The 16,109-nt window shown below is 64.9% G+C and carries 19 protein-coding genes; 7 read left to right on the top strand and 12 right to left on the bottom strand.

What is annotated here, in order from left to right:
- Positions 1-2,091 (bottom strand): M3 family metallopeptidase, encoded by a 2,091-nt coding sequence (locus MTR72_RS07955; protein WP_341510280.1) that lies wholly within the window; start codon positions 2,089-2,091, stop codon positions 1-3.
- A gap of 136 nt (positions 2,092-2,227) precedes the next feature.
- On the opposite strand from MTR72_RS07955, the gene MTR72_RS07950 reads away from it, so the two are divergent.
- The 6 genes from MTR72_RS07950 to MTR72_RS07925 all read left to right on the top strand — a co-directional run bounded on the left by MTR72_RS07950 (position 2,228) and on the right by MTR72_RS07925 (position 7,174).
- On the top strand, positions 2,228-2,482 hold the full coding sequence (locus tag MTR72_RS07950) for a hypothetical protein (protein ID WP_279374963.1): 255 nt from the start codon (positions 2,228-2,230) through the stop codon (positions 2,480-2,482).
- A gap of 663 nt (positions 2,483-3,145) precedes the next feature.
- A complete protein-coding gene (locus tag MTR72_RS07945; RefSeq protein WP_280968285.1) occupies positions 3,146-4,288 on the top strand; it encodes a type III PLP-dependent enzyme in 1,143 nt (380 codons plus the stop codon).
- 145 nt (positions 4,289-4,433) lie between these two features.
- Complete coding sequence (locus tag MTR72_RS07940; protein WP_280968284.1) at positions 4,434-5,021, top strand: GNAT family N-acetyltransferase; 588 nt, start codon at positions 4,434-4,436, stop codon at positions 5,019-5,021.
- A 12-nt stretch (positions 5,022-5,033) separates the two neighbouring features.
- Entirely contained in the window at positions 5,034-5,204 is a 171-nt protein-coding gene (locus MTR72_RS07935; RefSeq protein ID WP_280968283.1) for a hypothetical protein, read from the top strand.
- 89 nt (positions 5,205-5,293) lie between these two features.
- Positions 5,294-5,683, top strand: coding sequence for a RidA family protein (locus tag MTR72_RS07930; protein WP_280968282.1), 390 nt, complete (start codon positions 5,294-5,296; stop codon positions 5,681-5,683).
- Positions 5,684-5,731: 48 nt separating this feature from the next.
- The gene (locus tag MTR72_RS07925) at positions 5,732-7,174 is read left to right on the top strand and encodes a homospermidine synthase (protein WP_280968281.1); all 1,443 of its coding nucleotides are present in this window, start codon (positions 5,732-5,734) and stop codon (positions 7,172-7,174) included.
- Between the two features lie 144 nt (positions 7,175-7,318).
- Here MTR72_RS07925 and MTR72_RS07920 read toward each other — a convergent pair whose 3' ends face one another.
- The 11 genes from MTR72_RS07920 to MTR72_RS07870 all read right to left on the bottom strand — a co-directional run bounded on the left by MTR72_RS07920 (position 7,319) and on the right by MTR72_RS07870 (position 15,331).
- Positions 7,319-7,660, bottom strand: coding sequence for a hypothetical protein (locus MTR72_RS07920; RefSeq protein ID WP_280970836.1), 342 nt, complete (start codon positions 7,658-7,660; stop codon positions 7,319-7,321).
- Between the two features lie 102 nt (positions 7,661-7,762).
- Positions 7,763-8,479 (bottom strand): MgtC/SapB family protein, encoded by a 717-nt coding sequence (locus MTR72_RS07915; protein WP_280968280.1) that lies wholly within the window; start codon positions 8,477-8,479, stop codon positions 7,763-7,765.
- Positions 8,480-8,509: 30 nt separating this feature from the next.
- Positions 8,510-9,529 (bottom strand): WD40 repeat domain-containing protein, encoded by a 1,020-nt coding sequence (locus MTR72_RS07910; RefSeq protein ID WP_280968279.1) that lies wholly within the window; start codon positions 9,527-9,529, stop codon positions 8,510-8,512.
- A complete protein-coding gene (locus MTR72_RS07905) occupies positions 9,529-10,578 on the bottom strand; it encodes a CobW family GTP-binding protein (protein WP_280968278.1) in 1,050 nt (349 codons plus the stop codon). The genes MTR72_RS07910 and MTR72_RS07905 overlap by 1 nt, the downstream gene beginning before the upstream one ends.
- Before the next feature lie 55 nt (positions 10,579-10,633).
- Positions 10,634-11,497, bottom strand: a complete 864-nt coding sequence (locus MTR72_RS07900; RefSeq protein ID WP_280970835.1) for a metal ABC transporter substrate-binding protein — start codon at positions 11,495-11,497, stop codon at positions 10,634-10,636.
- Positions 11,498-11,506: 9 nt separating this feature from the next.
- The gene (locus MTR72_RS07895; RefSeq protein WP_280968277.1) at positions 11,507-12,376 is read right to left on the bottom strand and encodes a metal ABC transporter permease; all 870 of its coding nucleotides are present in this window, start codon (positions 12,374-12,376) and stop codon (positions 11,507-11,509) included.
- A gap of 6 nt (positions 12,377-12,382) precedes the next feature.
- Positions 12,383-13,135, bottom strand: coding sequence for a metal ABC transporter ATP-binding protein (locus MTR72_RS07890; protein ID WP_280968276.1), 753 nt, complete (start codon positions 13,133-13,135; stop codon positions 12,383-12,385).
- A 2-nt stretch (positions 13,136-13,137) separates the two neighbouring features.
- Positions 13,138-13,362 carry a hypothetical protein gene (locus MTR72_RS07885; protein WP_280968275.1) on the bottom strand — a complete coding sequence of 75 codons (225 nt, stop codon included), beginning with the start codon at positions 13,360-13,362 and terminating at the stop codon, positions 13,138-13,140.
- 43 nt (positions 13,363-13,405) lie between these two features.
- Positions 13,406-13,906, bottom strand: coding sequence for a hypothetical protein (locus MTR72_RS07880; RefSeq protein WP_280968274.1), 501 nt, complete (start codon positions 13,904-13,906; stop codon positions 13,406-13,408).
- On the bottom strand, positions 13,903-14,514 hold the full coding sequence (locus MTR72_RS07875; RefSeq protein ID WP_280968273.1) for a permease: 612 nt from the start codon (positions 14,512-14,514) through the stop codon (positions 13,903-13,905). Before MTR72_RS07875 ends, MTR72_RS07880 begins: the two co-directional genes overlap by 4 nt.
- A 220-nt stretch (positions 14,515-14,734) precedes the next feature.
- Positions 14,735-15,331, bottom strand: coding sequence for a superoxide dismutase (locus MTR72_RS07870; RefSeq protein ID WP_280968272.1), 597 nt, complete (start codon positions 15,329-15,331; stop codon positions 14,735-14,737).
- Between the two features lie 241 nt (positions 15,332-15,572).
- On the opposite strand from MTR72_RS07870, the gene MTR72_RS07865 reads away from it, so the two are divergent.
- Positions 15,573-16,100, top strand: a complete 528-nt coding sequence (locus tag MTR72_RS07865) for a GNAT family N-acetyltransferase (protein ID WP_280968271.1) — start codon at positions 15,573-15,575, stop codon at positions 16,098-16,100.
- Positions 16,101-16,109: the final 9 nt, after the last annotated feature.

Here is a 16,109-nt window from a genome sequence, read left to right as displayed (position 1 = left end):
TCAGGCGGCCGCTGACACGTCGAGCAGGCCGCGGCGGCGGAGCAGCGCGTCAGGCTCTGGCGGGCGGCCACGGAAGGCCTCGTAGGCGGCCTCCGGATCGACCGATCCGCCGCTCGAGTAGATGTCGTCGTGCAGGCGCTTTGCGACCGCCGGATCGAAGATGTCGCCGGCCTCCTCGAACGCGCCGAAGGCGTCGGCGTCCATCACCTCCGACCACATGTAGCTGTAATAGCCGGCCGCATAATGGTCGCCGGAGAAGATGTGGCCGAATTGCGTGGGCCGGTGGCGCAGGGAGATCTCGTCCGGCATGCCGATCTTCTCCAGCTCCTTCTTCTCGAAGGCGCGGACATCGGTCGCCGCCGCGGCCGGCTGGGTGTGGAATTCGAGGTCGACCAGCGCCGAGGAGACAAACTCGACGGTGGCAAAGCCCTGGTTGAACCTGCGCGCCGCGAGGAAGCGCTGGAGCAGGTCGCCCGGCAGCGGCTCGCCGGTCTGGTAATGACGGGCGAACTGCTGCAGCACCTCGGGCCGCTCCTGCCAGTGCTCGTAGAGCTGGGAGGGCAGCTCGACGAAGTCGGTGAACACGGAGGTGCCCGACAGTGACGGGTAGGTCACGTTGGAGAGCATGCCGTGCAGGCCGTGGCCGAACTCGTGGAACAGGGTGCGGGCGTCGTCGGGCGACAGCAGCGAGGGCTCGCCGGCCGCGCCCTTGGCGAAGTTGCACACATTGATCACAAGCGGCGCGATCTCGCCGTCGAGCTTCTGCTGGTCGCGCAGCGAGGTCATCCAGGCGCCGGAGCGCTTCGAGGGCCGCGCGTAGTAGTCGCCATAGAACAACGCCTTGTGCTTGCCGTCGCGGTCGCGGACCTCCCACACCCGGACGTCCGGATGCCAGGTCGGGACGTCCTTGCGCTCCTCGAAGGTGATGCCAAACAGGCGCGTGGCGCAGTCGAAGGCGGCGGCGATCATGTGGTCGAGCATCAAATATGGCTTGATCGCGGCGTCGTCGAAATTGGCACGCTGGAGGCGGAGCTTTTCGGCGTAGTAGCGCCAGTCCCAGGGCGCAAGCTGGAAATTGCCGCCCTCGGCCGTGATCAGTCCCTGCATCTCGTCGCGGTCGGCGAGCGCTCGCGCGCGCGCCGGCTTCCACACCCGCTCCAGGAGGCCCCGCACCGCATCCGGCGTCTTGGCCATGGAGTCCTCGAGCCGGTAGGCCGCGAAAGTCGGATAGCCCAGGAGATTGGCGCTCTCCTCCCGCAGCTTCAGGATCTCGACGATGGTCGCGTTGTTGTCGTTGGCGTTGCCGTTGTCGCCCCGCGCCGTGAAGGCCTTGTAGACCTTCTCGCGCAGGTCGCGGCGGTCTGAGCTCTTCAGGAACGGCTCGACCGAGGAGCGCGATAGCGTGACGATGGCCTTGCCGGCCATCCCGCGCTCGTCTGCCGCAGCCTTGGCCGCCGCGACGAAGCTCTCGGACAGACCCTGGCGGTCGGCCTCGCCGAGCTCCATGAACCAGTCCTGCTCGTCGCCGAGCAGGTGATGGCTGAAGTTGGTGCCGAGCTGGGCGAGCTTCTCGTTGATCTCGGCCATCCTCGTCTTGGCCTCCTCGGAGAGGCCGGCGCCGGCGCGATGGAAGCGGGTGTAGGTGCGCTCCAGGAGGCGAAGCTGCTCCGGCGAGAGCTTGAGCGCGGTGCGGTTCTCGTGGAGCTGGGCGATGCGACCAAACAGCACAGCGTTCATCATGATCGGATTCCAGTGCCGCGCCATCCGCAAGGAGACCTCCTTGTCGATCTCCAGGATGGCCGGATTGGAGTGAGCCGAGACCAGGTCGTAGAAGACGGCGGCGACCTTGTTCAGGAGCTTGCCGGAGCGCTCCAGCGCCGTGATCGTGTTGGCGAAGTCGGGCGCGGCCGGATCATTGGTGATCGCCGCGATTTCGGCGGAATGGTCGGCGAAGGCCTGCTCGAAGGCCGGGACGAAGTGCTCCGGCTGGATCTCGTCGAACGGCGGGGTCGCAAACGGCGTCACCCAGGCCTTCAGCAGCGGATTGGCGTCGGCCGGCGCGGTGCCCGTATCTTGGCGGGTTTCTGACATCGTTGGTCCCGATTTTTGAGCTGGTTTGTTGCGGCCAGCTATAGCACGCCATGGGGCTTTTTTGGGCCATTTGGCCTTGCTCCCGGCCGCCTTTTCGGGGAGATTGCGGCCCTCGCAGACCACGGATCTTTTGCCTATGAACGCGCCTGCCTCTTCTTCCCGTCAGATCGTCTGGCCGAGCGTCATCACGGTCGTCAGCGCCGCCATCCTGATCGGCGCCGAAGTGTTCGGCGCGGCGTTCGCCGGCGGCTGGGCGCTCGCGATCCTGTTCGGACTCGGCGACCAGGGCGCGCACATCGTCCAGGCGGTGCTGTTCACACTCGGCGTGCTCGTCATGACCGCGTTCATCCGCGCAGCTCAGCGCGTCGAGCCTTTCACGAAGCGACGCTGACGCACACACGCGCGAGCGATACGCGCGCGCTCGAAAAACTTAACGCCTGTTCATCTTCAGCGTCGCTTGCGCGTCACAGTGCAAGCAGATGTTAGGCAATTCTGTTCTCAGCCTAAAAAATTTCTTGCGAAGCAGAAGCAAAACGCTTATGTGCGGACTTGCCCAATTTCGCACGTGCCTGTGGTCGTGTGTCAGTCGGTAGGTATCCGGACAAGAGGCCGGACAGCCGCCAAGGGGTGAAGAAGCCGAGGGGCTCTTCGGAAGTGCAGAAGTCGGCAACGACTGAAGCTAAGACCGGAGCGTCCAGCATCTCTCTCAAAGAGATGCCATGTCGAAGGTGACTTCGCTCTTTGCAACCGTGACTGGCAGCCGGAGGCGAACCGGCGCACCTCGCTCTCAGCGGGGGACGCGACTTAAAGCAACGACGGATCGGGCTTTTTTGGTCTCTACCGGCATTCCAACGCCGGCGCGGGCTACTGAAAAGGCTTGTCCTTCATTGCCAGGTGAGCGGGCGGGAAAAATTCCCAACCAATCCACGGCAGCACAATTCGGACCTCGAGCTCGAGGCAATGTCGCGTCTCCATCGTGCGGCATCGCCAAAGCGCTCATGGCCAGGAACATTTTGAACGGGTCCTTGTCGCAGAGGGCCGTTTGGAGGGTGCTATGACCGATCGCATCAGGGAATTTCTGCGCAACCGCCGCAGCGAAGGCCTCGATACCGAGCCGTGCCTCGTCGTCGACCTCGAGGTCGTGCGCGACAACTACCAGAGCTTTGCCAAGGCGCTGCCCGACAGCCGCGTGTTCTACGCCGTCAAGGCGAACCCGGCGCCGGAAGTGCTGTCCCTGCTCGCCTCCATGGGCTCCTGCTTCGACACCGCAACGGTCGCCGAGATCGAGATGGCGCTGGCCGCCGGTGCGACGCCCGACCGCATCTCCTTCGGCAACACGATCAAGAAGGAGCGCGACATCGCGCGCGCCTTCGCGCTCGGCATTCGCCTGTTCGCGGTCGACTGCGCCGCCGAGGTCGAGAAGGTCGCCCGTGCCGCTCCGGCTGCGAAGGTGTTCTGCCGCATCCTCTATGACTGCGCCGGCGCCGAGTGGCCGCTGTCGCGCAAGTTCGGCTGCGACCCGGAGATGGCCGTCGAGGTGCTCGACTTCGCCAAGCGCCTGGGCTTGGAGCCGTGCGGGATCTCCTTCCATGTCGGCTCGCAGCAGCGCAAGGTGAAGGCGTGGGACCGCGCGCTGGCGATGGCCTCGCAGGTGTTCCGCGACTGCGCCGAGCGCGGCATCAACCTCTCCATGGTCAACATGGGCGGGGGCTTCCCGACCAAGTACCTGAAGGACGTGCCGCCGGTGGTGACCTACGGCCGCTCGATCTTCCGCGCGCTGCGCAAGCACTTCGGCAACCAGATTCCGGAGACCATCATCGAGCCGGGCCGCGGCATGGTGGGCAACGCCGGCATCATCGAGTCCGAGGTCGTGCTGATCTCGAAGAAGAGCGACGAGGACGAGGTGCGCTGGGTCTATCTGGACATCGGCAAGTTCGGCGGTCTCGCCGAGACCATGGACGAGTCGATCCGCTACGCCATCCGCACTCCGCATGACGGGGCGGACATGACGCCGTGCGTGCTCGCAGGTCCGACCTGCGATTCCGCCGACGTGCTGTACGAGAAGAACCCGTATCCGCTCCCGGTGACGCTCGAGATCGGCGATAAGGTGCTGATCGAAGGGACCGGGGCCTATACGTCGACCTACTCGTCGGTGGCGTTCAACGGCATTCCGCCGCTGAAGACGTATCACATCTGATGTGCCAGATCTGATCCGCCTCCTTTTCGAGGCCTGATGAACCGGGAGCCGGCCGCGCCGGCTCCTCCCTGACATGTTCGATTTCTGACGACGCCTTGGGCCGGCGTGCTGCGAGCACGTCGGTTCAGGCGGGGACTGACGTGCCATGACTGCTCTTCGGAAGCCACAGGTCGCCCTCACCTCGAAAGCCGCTCCGTTCGCGATCCGTGCGGAGCGTGCTGCCGACGTCGCGATGCGCGAAGCGCTGCTCGATGCCTGCTTTGGCGACAACCGCCACAGCCGCACCTGCCAGCGCCTGCGCGACGGACGCGCACCCGCTGCCGGCCTCGCGCTGGCCGCCGTGCGCGAGGGAAAACTCGTGGGTACCGTGCGGCTGTGGCATGTCAGCGCCGGAGGCAGGCCCGCTTTGGTCCTCGGACCGCTTGCGGTCGATCCTGCCTGCCGCGAGCTCGGGATCGGCGCCGCGCTGATGCATCAAGCGCTGGCCGCCGCCCGGGCGCGCGGGCATGCCGCCGTGATCCTGCTCGGCGACGCTCCCTACTATGCCCGCTTCGGCTTCTCGGCCGCCAAGACCGGCGGCCTCGCGCTGCCCGGTCCATTCGAGGGCGACCGCCTGCTCGCGGTCGAATTCACCGAAGGCGCGCTCGACGGCGCAGCCGGGATGATCGTGGCGACCGGCGCGGCGCAGCCCAAACGCCGGGCATCACGCGCCCTGCATGCGCACGCGGCTTAAGGGATTGCCATCATGGCGAAGACCGAAGCCGCGTCCGGCGGCAATGCCCGCACGCGCCTGCGCAGCGTCATCACCACGGTCCTGTTGATCCTGATCTCGGTCATGATCGTCAGGGACATCCTGGTGCGGCGCTGGACCGGCGCCGCGCCGCCGTCGCAGGACACGACGCAGCAGTCCCGCTAGGCTCGCCGCCGCGTTGCCTTTGGGGTTGCACGGGCAAGCAAGTTGCCCGACAACCCCGCGCCAAGCCCTTTCAACCGAGGTCGAAACCCATGTCCCGTCGCCTGATCTCCACCGGCTCCCCCTTCGAGAAGACCGCCGGCTACAGCCGTGCCGTGATCGACGGCGACTTCGCCTTCGTCGCGGGAACCACCGGCTATGACTACACGACGATGACGATGCCGGCAGATGTCACGAGCCAGTCACGCAACTGCTTCAAGACCATCGCCGCCGCCCTGAAGGAGGGCGGTTTCGAGATGGCCGACATCGTCCGCGCGACCTACTACCTCACCGACGCCAAGGACGCCGATGCCCACTTTGCCGTCTGCGGCGAAGTCCTCGGCGATATCCGCCCGGCCGCAACGCTTCTCATCGTCTCGGCGCTGCTCAAGCCCGAGATGAAGGTCGAGATCGAAGTGACCGCGAAGCGCCGCAGCGCCTGATCCACCCCTCACCATTTGTTCGCCAGTACTTTCCGGAGAAACCATCCCATGAGCCCCGCCTCGCAGGTCTACGCGAAGATCACCGGTCCCATTGTCATGGTCGGCTTCGGCTCCATCGGCAAAGGCACGCTGCCTTTGATCGAGCGCCATCTCGATTACGACAAGTCGCGCATCACCGTCATCGATCCCAAGGACAAGGGCCGCAAGGCACTTTGCGAGAAGCACAATGTCAGATTTATCCAGCAAGGCCTGACCAAGGACAATTATCGCGAGTTGCTGACCCCGCTGCTCACTGAAGGCGGCGGCCGGGGTTTTTGCGTCAATCTCTCGGTCGATACCGGCTCTACCGACATCATGGAGCTCTGCAACGAACTTGGCGCTCTTTATATCGACACCGTCAACGAGCCCTGGCTCGGCTTCTATTTCGATTCTTCGAAGGGCCCGGAAGCGCGCTCCAACTACGCCCTTCGCGAAGTGACGCTGGCCGCCAAGAAGGCGCGCCCCGCGGGCTCGACGACGGCCGTCTCCTGCTGTGGCGCCAATCCCGGCATGGTCTCCTTTTTCGTCAAGCAGGCGCTACTCAATGTCGCCGCTGACCTGAAGCTCAATGCCCCCCGGCCGAAGACCAAAGCCGAATGGGCGGACTTGATGCGGCAGGCTGGCGTCAAGGGCATCCACATCGCCGAACGCGACACCCAGCGCTCCAAGTCGCCGAAAGAGCCGGACGTCTTCGTCAACACCTGGTCGGTGGAAGGTTTCCTGTCGGAAGGCGTGCAGCCGTCCGAACTCGGTTGGGGCACCCATGAAAAATGGATGCCCGAGAATGCGCGTACCCACGAAGCTGGCTGCGGCGCCGCCATCTATCTGATGCAGCCCGGCGCCAACACGCGCGTGCGCACCTGGTGCCCGACCCGCGGCGCGCAGTATGGCTTCCTCGTCACCCACAACGAATCGATCTCGATTTCCGATTACTTCACGGTGCGTGACGTGTCGGGCACGGCGATCTATCGGCCGACCTGCCACTATGCCTATCATCCGGCTGACGATGCCGTGCTGTCGCTGCATGAAATGTTCGGCCGCGCCGCGAAGATGCAGGAAAAGCACCACATCCTCGATGAGAACGAAATCATCGATGGCATCGACGAACTCGGCGTGCTGCTGTTCGGCCATGACAACAATGCCTATTGGTACGGCTCGCAGCTCTCGATCGAGGAGACCCGCAAACTCGCGCCCTATCAGAACGCCACCGGCCTGCAAGTGACCTCCGCGGTGCTCGCCGGCATGGTGTGGGCGCTGGAAAACCCCAACGAAGGCATCGTCGAAGCCGACGAGATGGATTTCGATCGTCTGCTGGAAATCCAGATGCCGTATCTCGGCCCGGTGAAGGGTTTCTACACCGACTGGACGCCGCTGACGGACCGCCCTGGCCTGTTCCCGGAGGATATCGATACGTCCGATCCGTGGCAGTTCCGGAATATCTTGGTGCGGTAAGGCGCGCGACGCGGACCTGCCCACATACCGCTGTCATGCCCCGCGAAAGCGGGGCACGCCGCGGCCTTTCCGTATCGACGCACCGCCTCTGGAATACTGGATCACCCGCCTTCGCGGGTGATGACACCGCGTGCGCGGAAGGGCTTACTGTTTCTCCTTGGCCGACGGTTCCTTGATCGGCGGCGCGATCTTCTCGGCGGGCGCCTGCGGCAGGGTGGGCTTCGCCGCGCCTTGCGTCTGCGGATCCGGGCGCGCGGGCTCGGGTGCCGGCGTGGTCGGGCGCTCGCCGCCGGGCTTCGATTCCGCCGGGGTCTTGTCCGGTTCGTTGGACGGGGCGCCCTGGAGCGGTCCCGTCGCCTGCGCCGTCTGCATCCGATGTTCGGCCCGGATCTGCGCCAGCGACAGGCCTGACACCACGACCCCTGTCACGAACAGCGCACACGCGATCGCAAGGTCTCGTTTCAGTTGGTCCTGTTTGCCGGGCATATCGATCACCCTCATTCATTCGCGGGACCAACAAATTCACGGAAGCGCAGTTCCGTATCCAGCCAGCGGGGAACCGCACGCTTGCGCGCCAAAACGCCGCGTTTACTCGATGGTGCTGACTTCCCAGGTTGCGTGGCGCACGCCCGGCTGACGCTGAAGTTCGACCGCAACAGCGTTCAGCTCGTTCGGATCGACCGCTGTCGCGACCAGCTTCGCGACGATCTCGATCAGGTCGTCTCCGATCTCGACCACGTCGACATCGGCAACCGGATATTTCGCGTTCTCGAGCTTGTCGATCAGGCGATCGCGCATGTCGGGCAAGGCCTCCGTCGTGACCGCGAGTTTGAAATAGTAGGTCGCCTCCAGGGTCCTCTCGTTCAGCGGGATACGGTTGATTGCATTGACGAGGGGCCGCAGCAGCGTATTGCCGGCGATGATGAACACGGTCAGCACCGCGGCCTGGGCAACGAGGTCCGCGCCGGCGCAGGAGCCAACCGCGGCAGAGGCCCACAGCGTCGCCGCGGTGTTGAGACCGCGCACGTCCATGCCCTGCTTCATGATGACGCCGGCGCCGAGGAAGCCGATGCCGGACACGACATAGGCGATCACCCGCACCGCACCGTCAGCACCCGTCAAATGCATGGCGAGATCGACAAAGGCCGCGGCGCCGACCGCGACCAGCACGTTGGTGCGCAGGCCCGCGGTGCGCTGTCGGTATTGCCGCTCGGCGCCGATCAGCGTGCCCAGCACGAAGGCCGTGGCCAGGCTGACCAGCGTGTCGGCAAAGTCAGCAAGCTGGAAGGTCGTCAGAAACCGCATGGCCCCCTATACGGTCAGAACGATGACAGATTAAAGCTCGAGAAGGCCGCCGTCCCCATTTTCGTCGGCAAACGCAAGCAGCGTGCCTTTGGCGTTCCAGGCAAGCGCGGCAACGGGCGGGGTGCCGTTGCGGCGCACCAGGATCTCCGCGCCGTCCTCCAGCCGCACCATCAGCACGGTGCCGTCGCTGTAGCCGGCGGCGAGAATATCGTTCTTGGGATGGCACGCGACCACCGACACGCGCGCCTGCAGCGGCGCGAGCATCGCCGGCTCCTTGCCCATCGGGCCGTCCTTGCTCGCGAACGGCCACAGGATCACGGTGTCGGCGCCCGACGTCGCGAGTGCCTTGCCGCCCGCACTCCAGGACATCGAGCGGACGCGGCCGGGATAGCCGGTCATGCGCATATGCCTGTTGTCGGCGAGCCGCCAGCCGTGCAGCGCCGGCTCATGCATCGCGGTGACCAGGAATTTGTTGTCCGGGCTGAAGGTGACGCCGAGATGCGAGCCGGCCCAGGGCAAAAATTCGGCGGTGGCCGCCATGTTGGGAAACCACAGCGTCGCGCCGTTGTAATGCGCGATCGCGAGCCGGAGGCCCTTCGGTGCAAACGCAAGGCCCCCGACGGTCGAGGGTACCTCGATCGATTTCGCCTCGTTCTTGCCGCTCTTGACGAAAGCGGTCTTGCCGGCCGACCAGGCGAAGGCACCGTCTGCATGCAGCGCCACCGCATCGATCCAGCGCCGCTTCGGGTCGGTCGCGAGCAGGATCACCTCGCCCTTGGCATCGAGCGCGACGACCTTGCCGTCGTCACCGCCCATGACGAGGCGCTTGCCGTCGGACGCGGTGGAGAGAATGCCGCCGCTATGGACGGAGATCCTGCTGACATCACCGCCAGCACCGACGAGCGCGACATTCTCCTCGCCGCCGACGAAGGCGGCGCGGTCGGCGAGGAAGTGCAATGAGGTCACGGCCATCCCGAGCGCGAGCGGCTTGACGCGGTCGGTGACGGAGACGATCGAGGGTGAATCGGCGGCCGGCGTAAACTCTTTCATCACGAGACGATGCAGCTCTCAAAACCCTTGCGGATGGCCTCTTCCGGCAGTTCGCGGCCGATGAAGACGAGACGGCTCTCGCGCGGCTCGCCTTCCTTCCACTTCCGCTGGTGGTTACCCTCCAGCATCATATGCACGCCCTGGAAAACGTAACGGTCGTCATCGTCGTGGAAGGCGAGGATACCCTTGGAGCGCAGGATCTTCTGGCCCTCCATCTGCACCAGGTTTTGCAGCCAGGGCATGAACACGTTCGGATCGAGCGGCTTGTCGGTCTTGAGCGCCAGCGACTGCATATCCTCGTCGTGATAGTGCTTCAGCCCGTGGCCGTGATCATCGTGGTGATGATGGCCGTCGCCATGGTGGTGATGGTCATGATCGTGATCATGATCGTCGGCCTCGAGGAAGTCCGGCTCGATGTCGAGGATGCGGTCGAGATCGAACGCGCCGCGATCGAGCACGTCAGCCAAGGCCACCGAGCAGCGCTCGGTGCGGTGGAGCTTCGCATAGGGATTGATGCCGCGGATACGGGCCTCGACCTCCGCGAGCTCCGGCTTGGAGACGAGATCGGTCTTGTTGAGCACAATCACGTCGGCGAAGGCGATCTGGTTCTTGGCCTCGGGCGCATCCTTCAGCCGGTCGGACAGCCATTTGGCATCAGCAACAGTCACCACCGCATCGAGTCGCGCGTTCTTCTGCACGTCCTCGTCGACGAAGAAGGTCTGGGCCACCGGCGCCGGATCGGCAAGGCCCGTCGTCTCGACGATGATGGCGTCGAACTTGCCCTTGCGCTTCATCAGCCCGTCCATGATGCGCACGAGGTCGCCGCGCACGGTGCAGCAAATGCAGCCATTGTTCATCTCGAACACCTCCTCGTCGGCGCCGATGATGAGGTCGTTGTCGATGCCGATCTCGCCGAATTCGTTGACGATGACGGCATATTTCTTGCCGTGATTCTCCGACAGGATGCGGTTGAGCAGCGTGGTTTTGCCGGCGCCGAGATAGCCGGTCAGGACGGTCACGGGAATCTTGGGGGCAGTCGCTTCAGACATAACAACTCCGGACTACGGGCTTTTTCGCGCGACGCGAGGCGGGGTGGCCCCCGCCCTATTGGTCAAGCGCGCTGGTCAGGGCCTTTATATTGTGCCTGACCATATCAATGTAAGTGGGGGCTGGCCCCTTTTCGCCGGTCAAACCGTCCGAAATCAGGGTCCCGCCGATCCTAACCCCGGTCTCCGCCGCGATCCGCCGGATCAGCCGGTCGTCGCTGATATTCTCCAGGAACACGGCCGGGATCTTTTGGGCCCTGATCTGGCCGATGATGGCGGCGATATCGCGCGCGCTCGGCTCGCTTTCCGTGGACACCCCCAAGGGGGCGATGAACTGGATGCCGTATTCTGCAGCGAAATAGCCGAAGGCGTTGTGGGTCGAGATCACCTTGCGCCGCTCGGGCGGAATCCTTGCCACCGCATCACGCACCTCGCGGTCGACCGTTTCGAGCTTTTCCAGATAGGTCTTCGCCTGGGCGCGGAAAAAGTCTGCGTCATCCGGGTCGGCTTCAGCCAGCGCATTGGCGATATCAGTCACATAGATCTTGGCGTTCGGGATCGACTGCCAGGCATGCGGGTCGGCATCCGATCCGAGCTTCAAGGGCGCGATGCCGGCACTCGCGGTAACTACTTGCGCCTTACCGCCGGAAGATTGCACGAGCCGCGGCAGCCAGCCCTCGAGCCCGAGGCCGTTGACGATCACGAGCCGGGCATCCGCGACCCGCTTAGCGTCACCCGGCGTCGGCGTATAGACATGGGCATCGCTGTCGGCGCCAACCAGTGTCGTGAGGCTGATGCGGTCGCCACCGACGTTACGGAGGAAATCGGCGAGGATGGAGAAGCTCGCGACGACGTTGAGCCGCTCGGCGGCGTTGAGCGACGACGTCGTCAGGAGCAGGACCAAAAGGAGGAGAAGGCGCAGCATCGTCCGTCACGCCTCCAGATGGCGGCCTGGAAACATCTGACGGACCAGGCCGCCGACGCGGCCGAACAGGACCGAGACGACATAAAGCACCGTCGCCACCAGGATGATGGCAGGGCCCGAGGGCACGCGGGTCTGGAACGACAGCACGAGCCCGGCGTAGCCCGAGACGGCGGCGCCGATCACGGCGATGCAAATCATGGCGGTAAGATCCCGCGACCAGAACCGGGCAATGCCCGCGGGCAGGATCATCAGGCCGACCGCAAGCAAGGTGCCGAGCGCCTGAAAGCCGTTGACGAGGTTGATAACGACGAGCGCGAGGAAGGCGAGATGCGCCGGTCCGCCGGCACGGCTGACCGTGCGCAGGAAGAGCGGGTCAACGCTCTCGATCACCAGCGGGCGATAGATCACCGCAAGCACCAGCAGCGTGATGGTGGCGTTGAAGGCCACCACCAGCAGCGTCTGGTCGTCCATGGCAAGGATGTTGCCGAACAGCACGTGCAGGAGGTCAATATTGGTGCCCTTGATCGAGACGATGGTGACACCCAATGCCAGCGAGGCGAGATAGAAGGTCGCGAGCGAGGCGTCCTCCTTCAATCCGGTCGAGCGCGCGACCACGCCGGCGAGGATCGCGACCGCAAAGCCCGCGATCAGTCCGCCGGCCGTCATCGCAAACAGGTTGAGGCCGGAGAGCAGGAAGCCGACCGCCGCGCCCGGCAGAATCGCATGCGCCATGGCGTCGCCGACGAGGCTCATCCGCCGCAGCATCAGGAATACGCCGATCGGGGCGCCGGCGAGCGACAACGCGACAACCGCCGCGAGCGCACGCCGCATGAACTCGAATTCGGTGAACGGGCCGATCAGGACGTCATGGATCATCGGATGTCACGCCGCCTGCGAGCGCCCATCTTCGCCGCAGGCCGCGGCGCTGTCGTCGAACGCCTCGCACATCCGCATCGCGACCATCAGGTTGTCCGGCGTCAGCACCTCGGCCGTCGGTCCCCAGGCCACGGGGCCACGCGCCAGCACCAGGGTGTCGGTGAAGTAGCTGCGTACCATCTCCAGGTCATGCAGCGCCGCCAGCACGGTGCGGCCTTCGCCGTGCCAGTGCTTCACCAACGCGAGCAGATCGGCCGTGGTCTTGGTGTCGATGGCGTTGAAGGGCTCGTCCAGCACGATCAGGCTCGCGTCCTGGAGCAGCACGCGCGCGAACAGCACCCGCTGCATCTGCCCGCCGGAGAGCGTGCCGATCGGGCGGTTCTCGAAGCCGTTGAGACCGACGGCCGCGATCGCGCGGAGGATTTTTTCGCGCACGGCCTTGCCGATGCCGCCGAACAGGCCGGTGTCGCGCCAAAGCCCGGTGCCGACGAAATCGAACACCGAGATCGGGAAGCTGCGGTCGATCTCCGCGCTCTGCGGCAGATAGGCGATGTCGCGCGCGTCGAGACCGCCGAGATGGATGCTGCCGTCGAGGGGCTTCAGGATGCCGACGATGCCGCGCAGCAGCGTCGACTTGCCAGCGCCGTTCGGCCCGATCACCGCCACCAGTGCACCGGACGCGACCTCGCCATTGAGGTGATGCACGGCCGGGTGCCGGTCGTAGCCGAGCGTGACGTTGTGGAAATGCAGCGCCGCCATGGTCACCTCATCGCCAGAAGGACCATGCCCCACAGCACGGCGCAGACGGCGAGCGCCGCCACGAGACGGCTCGCCATGGTCATGCGCAGGATCGACCACGGCGCGGCCTGCGCCGGGTGCGGCGAGGTGGCGTCATGGACGTGGGCGTGCGTGTGATCGTGCCCATGAGAATGGGCGCGGTGATGGGCGTGATCGTGATGGTGGGTGTGAGACGCAGCGGGAACCATTCAAAGACGTTATATTATAACATTACGCCTGTCCACGCCCGGCTCAGGGCTTGCCGATCACCATCGCGATCGCCGCCGCCACGAACGGAAACGGCACCGAGACGGCACAGCGGAACCAGACGAAACGGGCCGGCATGAACGGGATTTCCCACAGGATCACCCGCTGAAAGGCAAACAGGGCCCAGGCGACGACATAGGCGACCACTTGCGGCACGCCTCCGCCCGACTTCAGCGCCACCGTGCCGATCGAGAAGCCGATCACGGGGCCGCCGGGCGTCGCGGCGCCGGCGACCACGGCGGTCGCAACCCCGAACCAGCCGCTGTCCGGCCCGAGCCAGCCGGTGATCACCTCCTGGGGGATGATCGCGGCGATATAGCCGGAGCCGATCACCCCGAGCGCAATCCGCGGCACGATGTTGACGAAGTCCATGGAGCCTTCGCGGAGCGAGGCCTTGAACACCGGAGGTCCGCGGCGGAAGGCAATCAGGCCGACGCCGAGGACCGAGCCCCACAGCAGGATATCGATGAGAAGCGCGGCGCTCACGTCCCGTCGTCCTTCGCGATCGGCTTCGGATAGATCCGCGCATAGACGAAGCGGCCGAGCGCGCCCGCGAGCACCGGCAGCGGCAGCGAGATCACGATCCGCCACAGCGTGAAGTCGGTACCCATGATCGGGATTTCCCAGGCGACCGCACGGCCATAGCCGATCAGCGTCCAGCTCACGACCATGGCGATGGTGGCGCCGAAATCGGCGCCGACCGCGAGCAGCGCGCTCGCCACGGGATAGGCGGTGAAGGGCCCGCCCGGCAGGATCGCGCCGAAGGCTGTGCCGATCAAAAGGCCCATCAGGCCGGATTTCGGCCCGAGCGAGCGCGAGACTTTCTCGTGCGGCAGGATCTCCGAGATGAAAGCGCCGAGCAGGCAGCCGGCCAGCACGCGCGGCAGGATGCCGCCGAACAAGGAGAGATCGTGGGTCAGAATGTCGAGAACACCGCTGGTCCCGTCACGCCGCCAGACCAGCGCCGCACTCACCGCCACCAGGCCTGCTATGATGATCGTCGACCAGCCGATCGGCTTACGGGTCCGCCCCGGCCGCGGCTCGGACTCCGTGTCCTCGGCAGGCGCCGGATCTTTCAGGGAAGGTTCTGACAACGGGCTCGGGTCGGATCGAGGGGATGCCCGCTCTGATTAAGGGCGCCGCCCACGCGATGCAAACAGAACGGCGACCGGAGCAATGCGCACCTCGCGCAGGGCCATGCGGCGGGGACGAATTCCGTACAACAAAAAGGCGGCCGCGCATGCGACCGCCTTGGTTGTTTCCGTTATTCCGGCGCGGCTCGAACAGCCGAACCCGGAATGAGGAGCCAGTGGCTCACGCCTTGTCGAACAGGGACTCCACGTATTCCCAGTTCACCAGGTTCTCGACGAACGCCTTCAGATAGTCCGGGCGACGGTTGCGATAGTCGATGTAATAGGAGTGCTCCCAGACGTCGCAGCCGAGGATCGGGATGGCGCCGTGCACCAGCGGATTCTCGCCGTTCGGGGTCTTGGAGATTTCAAGCTTGCCGTTCTTGACCTGGAGCCAGCACCAGCCCGAGCCGAACTGGCCGACGCCGGCCGCCTGGAAGTCCGTCTTGAACTTCTCGAAGCCGCCGAGGTCCTCGTTGATCTTCTTCTCGAGCTTGCCCGGCAGCTTGGTGCCGCCGCCATTGGGCTTCATCCAGCTCCAGAAGTGGATATGGTTGTAGTGCTGGCCGGCATTGTTGAACACGGCGGGGTTCTTGCCGAACGAGCCCTTGACGATCTCCTCAAGGGACTTGCCTTCCCATTCGGTCCCCTTGAGCGCGTTGTTGCCGTTGGTGACGTAGGCCTGATGATGCTTGTCGTGGTGATATTCGAGCGTCTCCTTCGACATGTACTGGCCGAGGGCGTCATAGGCGTAAGGGAGTGGGGGCAGCGTAAAGGTCATGGGTTCTTGTCCGCAACTGGTGGGGAACGTTCTAACGGTCACCCCTTATAGAAGGTTCCTGCGGCGTTAAATACCGCCAATTTGCGAAAATGCCTGATGCGACGGCATGACCCGATTGCAGCTTCGTCGCGGGAAACGGATGTCCAGCCGGGTTGCCGGTTCGCTGCAAAATGTCATTGCCTTTGAGGCGTTTATGGCAGAACGAATGCACCTTCCGAGCGGAGATGCGAAAGACAGAGCAATGAGCATCGAGATCGACATCCTGAACGGCGACGCGTCGTGGCCGATCGCGAAGCCGCTGCATCAAGCGGTCTGGGGACCGCAGATCGTCGAGAAGCAGCCTTGGCGGCACGTCAAATGGGCCAATGCCGATCTCCGCGTGCTGATCGAGACGCCGGAGGACGGCCTGGTCTGCCATGTCGGCATCTACTTCCGCACCATCATCTGGAACGGGCGCAAGGTCCATGTCAGCGGGATCGGCGGCGTCTGCACGCGCGAGGACCGACGCGGCCGCGGCTACGCGACGATGGCGCTTGAGGCCGCGGTCCACACCATGCGGGCCAACGAGGCGGTCCGCTTCGCGCTCCTGGTCTGCGAGCCGCACAATTTCGGGTTCTATGAGGCCCGAAACTGGCACCGCTTCACCGGCGATATCTATTGCGAGCAGCCGGAGGGGCGGATCCGGTTCGAATACATGGCGCCTTTCGTGTTCGATATCGTCCGCGCGCCACGTCTCGGCACCATCGATCTCTGCGGCCTGCCTTGGTGATCCCGCTGG

Origin of the sequence: Bradyrhizobium sp. ISRA442 (assembly GCF_038085055.1) — a bacterium.
Lineage (GTDB): Bacteria > Pseudomonadota > Alphaproteobacteria > Rhizobiales > Xanthobacteraceae > Bradyrhizobium.
Note: the sequence above shows the minus strand (reverse complement) of the source record. Positions and strands in the feature narration are given on the sequence as shown.

Bases quoted from the DNA above. Each gene is read 5' to 3' on its own strand.
- MTR72_RS07955 (WP_341510280.1), bottom strand. From the start codon at position 2,091: ATGTCAGAAACCCGCCAAGATACGGGCACCGCGCCGGCCGACGCCAAT.
- MTR72_RS07950 (WP_279374963.1), top strand. From the start codon at position 2,228: ATGAACGCGCCTGCCTCTTCTTCCCGTCAGATCGTCTGGCCGAGCGTC.
- MTR72_RS07945 (WP_280968285.1), top strand. From the start codon at position 3,146: ATGACCGATCGCATCAGGGAATTTCTGCGCAACCGCCGCAGCGAAGGC.
- MTR72_RS07940 (WP_280968284.1), top strand. From the start codon at position 4,434: ATGACTGCTCTTCGGAAGCCACAGGTCGCCCTCACCTCGAAAGCCGCT.
- MTR72_RS07935 (WP_280968283.1), top strand. From the start codon at position 5,034: ATGGCGAAGACCGAAGCCGCGTCCGGCGGCAATGCCCGCACGCGCCTG.
- MTR72_RS07930 (WP_280968282.1), top strand. From the start codon at position 5,294: ATGTCCCGTCGCCTGATCTCCACCGGCTCCCCCTTCGAGAAGACCGCC.
- MTR72_RS07925 (WP_280968281.1), top strand. From the start codon at position 5,732: ATGAGCCCCGCCTCGCAGGTCTACGCGAAGATCACCGGTCCCATTGTC.
- MTR72_RS07920 (WP_280970836.1), bottom strand. From the start codon at position 7,660: ATGCCCGGCAAACAGGACCAACTGAAACGAGACCTTGCGATCGCGTGT.
- MTR72_RS07915 (WP_280968280.1), bottom strand. From the start codon at position 8,479: ATGCGGTTTCTGACGACCTTCCAGCTTGCTGACTTTGCCGACACGCTG.
- MTR72_RS07910 (WP_280968279.1), bottom strand. From the start codon at position 9,529: ATGAAAGAGTTTACGCCGGCCGCCGATTCACCCTCGATCGTCTCCGTC.
- MTR72_RS07905 (WP_280968278.1), bottom strand. From the start codon at position 10,578: ATGTCTGAAGCGACTGCCCCCAAGATTCCCGTGACCGTCCTGACCGGC.
- MTR72_RS07895 (WP_280968277.1), bottom strand. From the start codon at position 12,376: ATGATCCATGACGTCCTGATCGGCCCGTTCACCGAATTCGAGTTCATG.
- MTR72_RS07890 (WP_280968276.1), bottom strand. From the start codon at position 13,135: ATGGCGGCGCTGCATTTCCACAACGTCACGCTCGGCTACGACCGGCAC.
- MTR72_RS07885 (WP_280968275.1), bottom strand. From the start codon at position 13,362: ATGGTTCCCGCTGCGTCTCACACCCACCATCACGATCACGCCCATCAC.
- MTR72_RS07870 (WP_280968272.1), bottom strand. From the start codon at position 15,331: ATGACCTTTACGCTGCCCCCACTCCCTTACGCCTATGACGCCCTCGGC.
- MTR72_RS07865 (WP_280968271.1), top strand. From the start codon at position 15,573: ATGAGCATCGAGATCGACATCCTGAACGGCGACGCGTCGTGGCCGATC.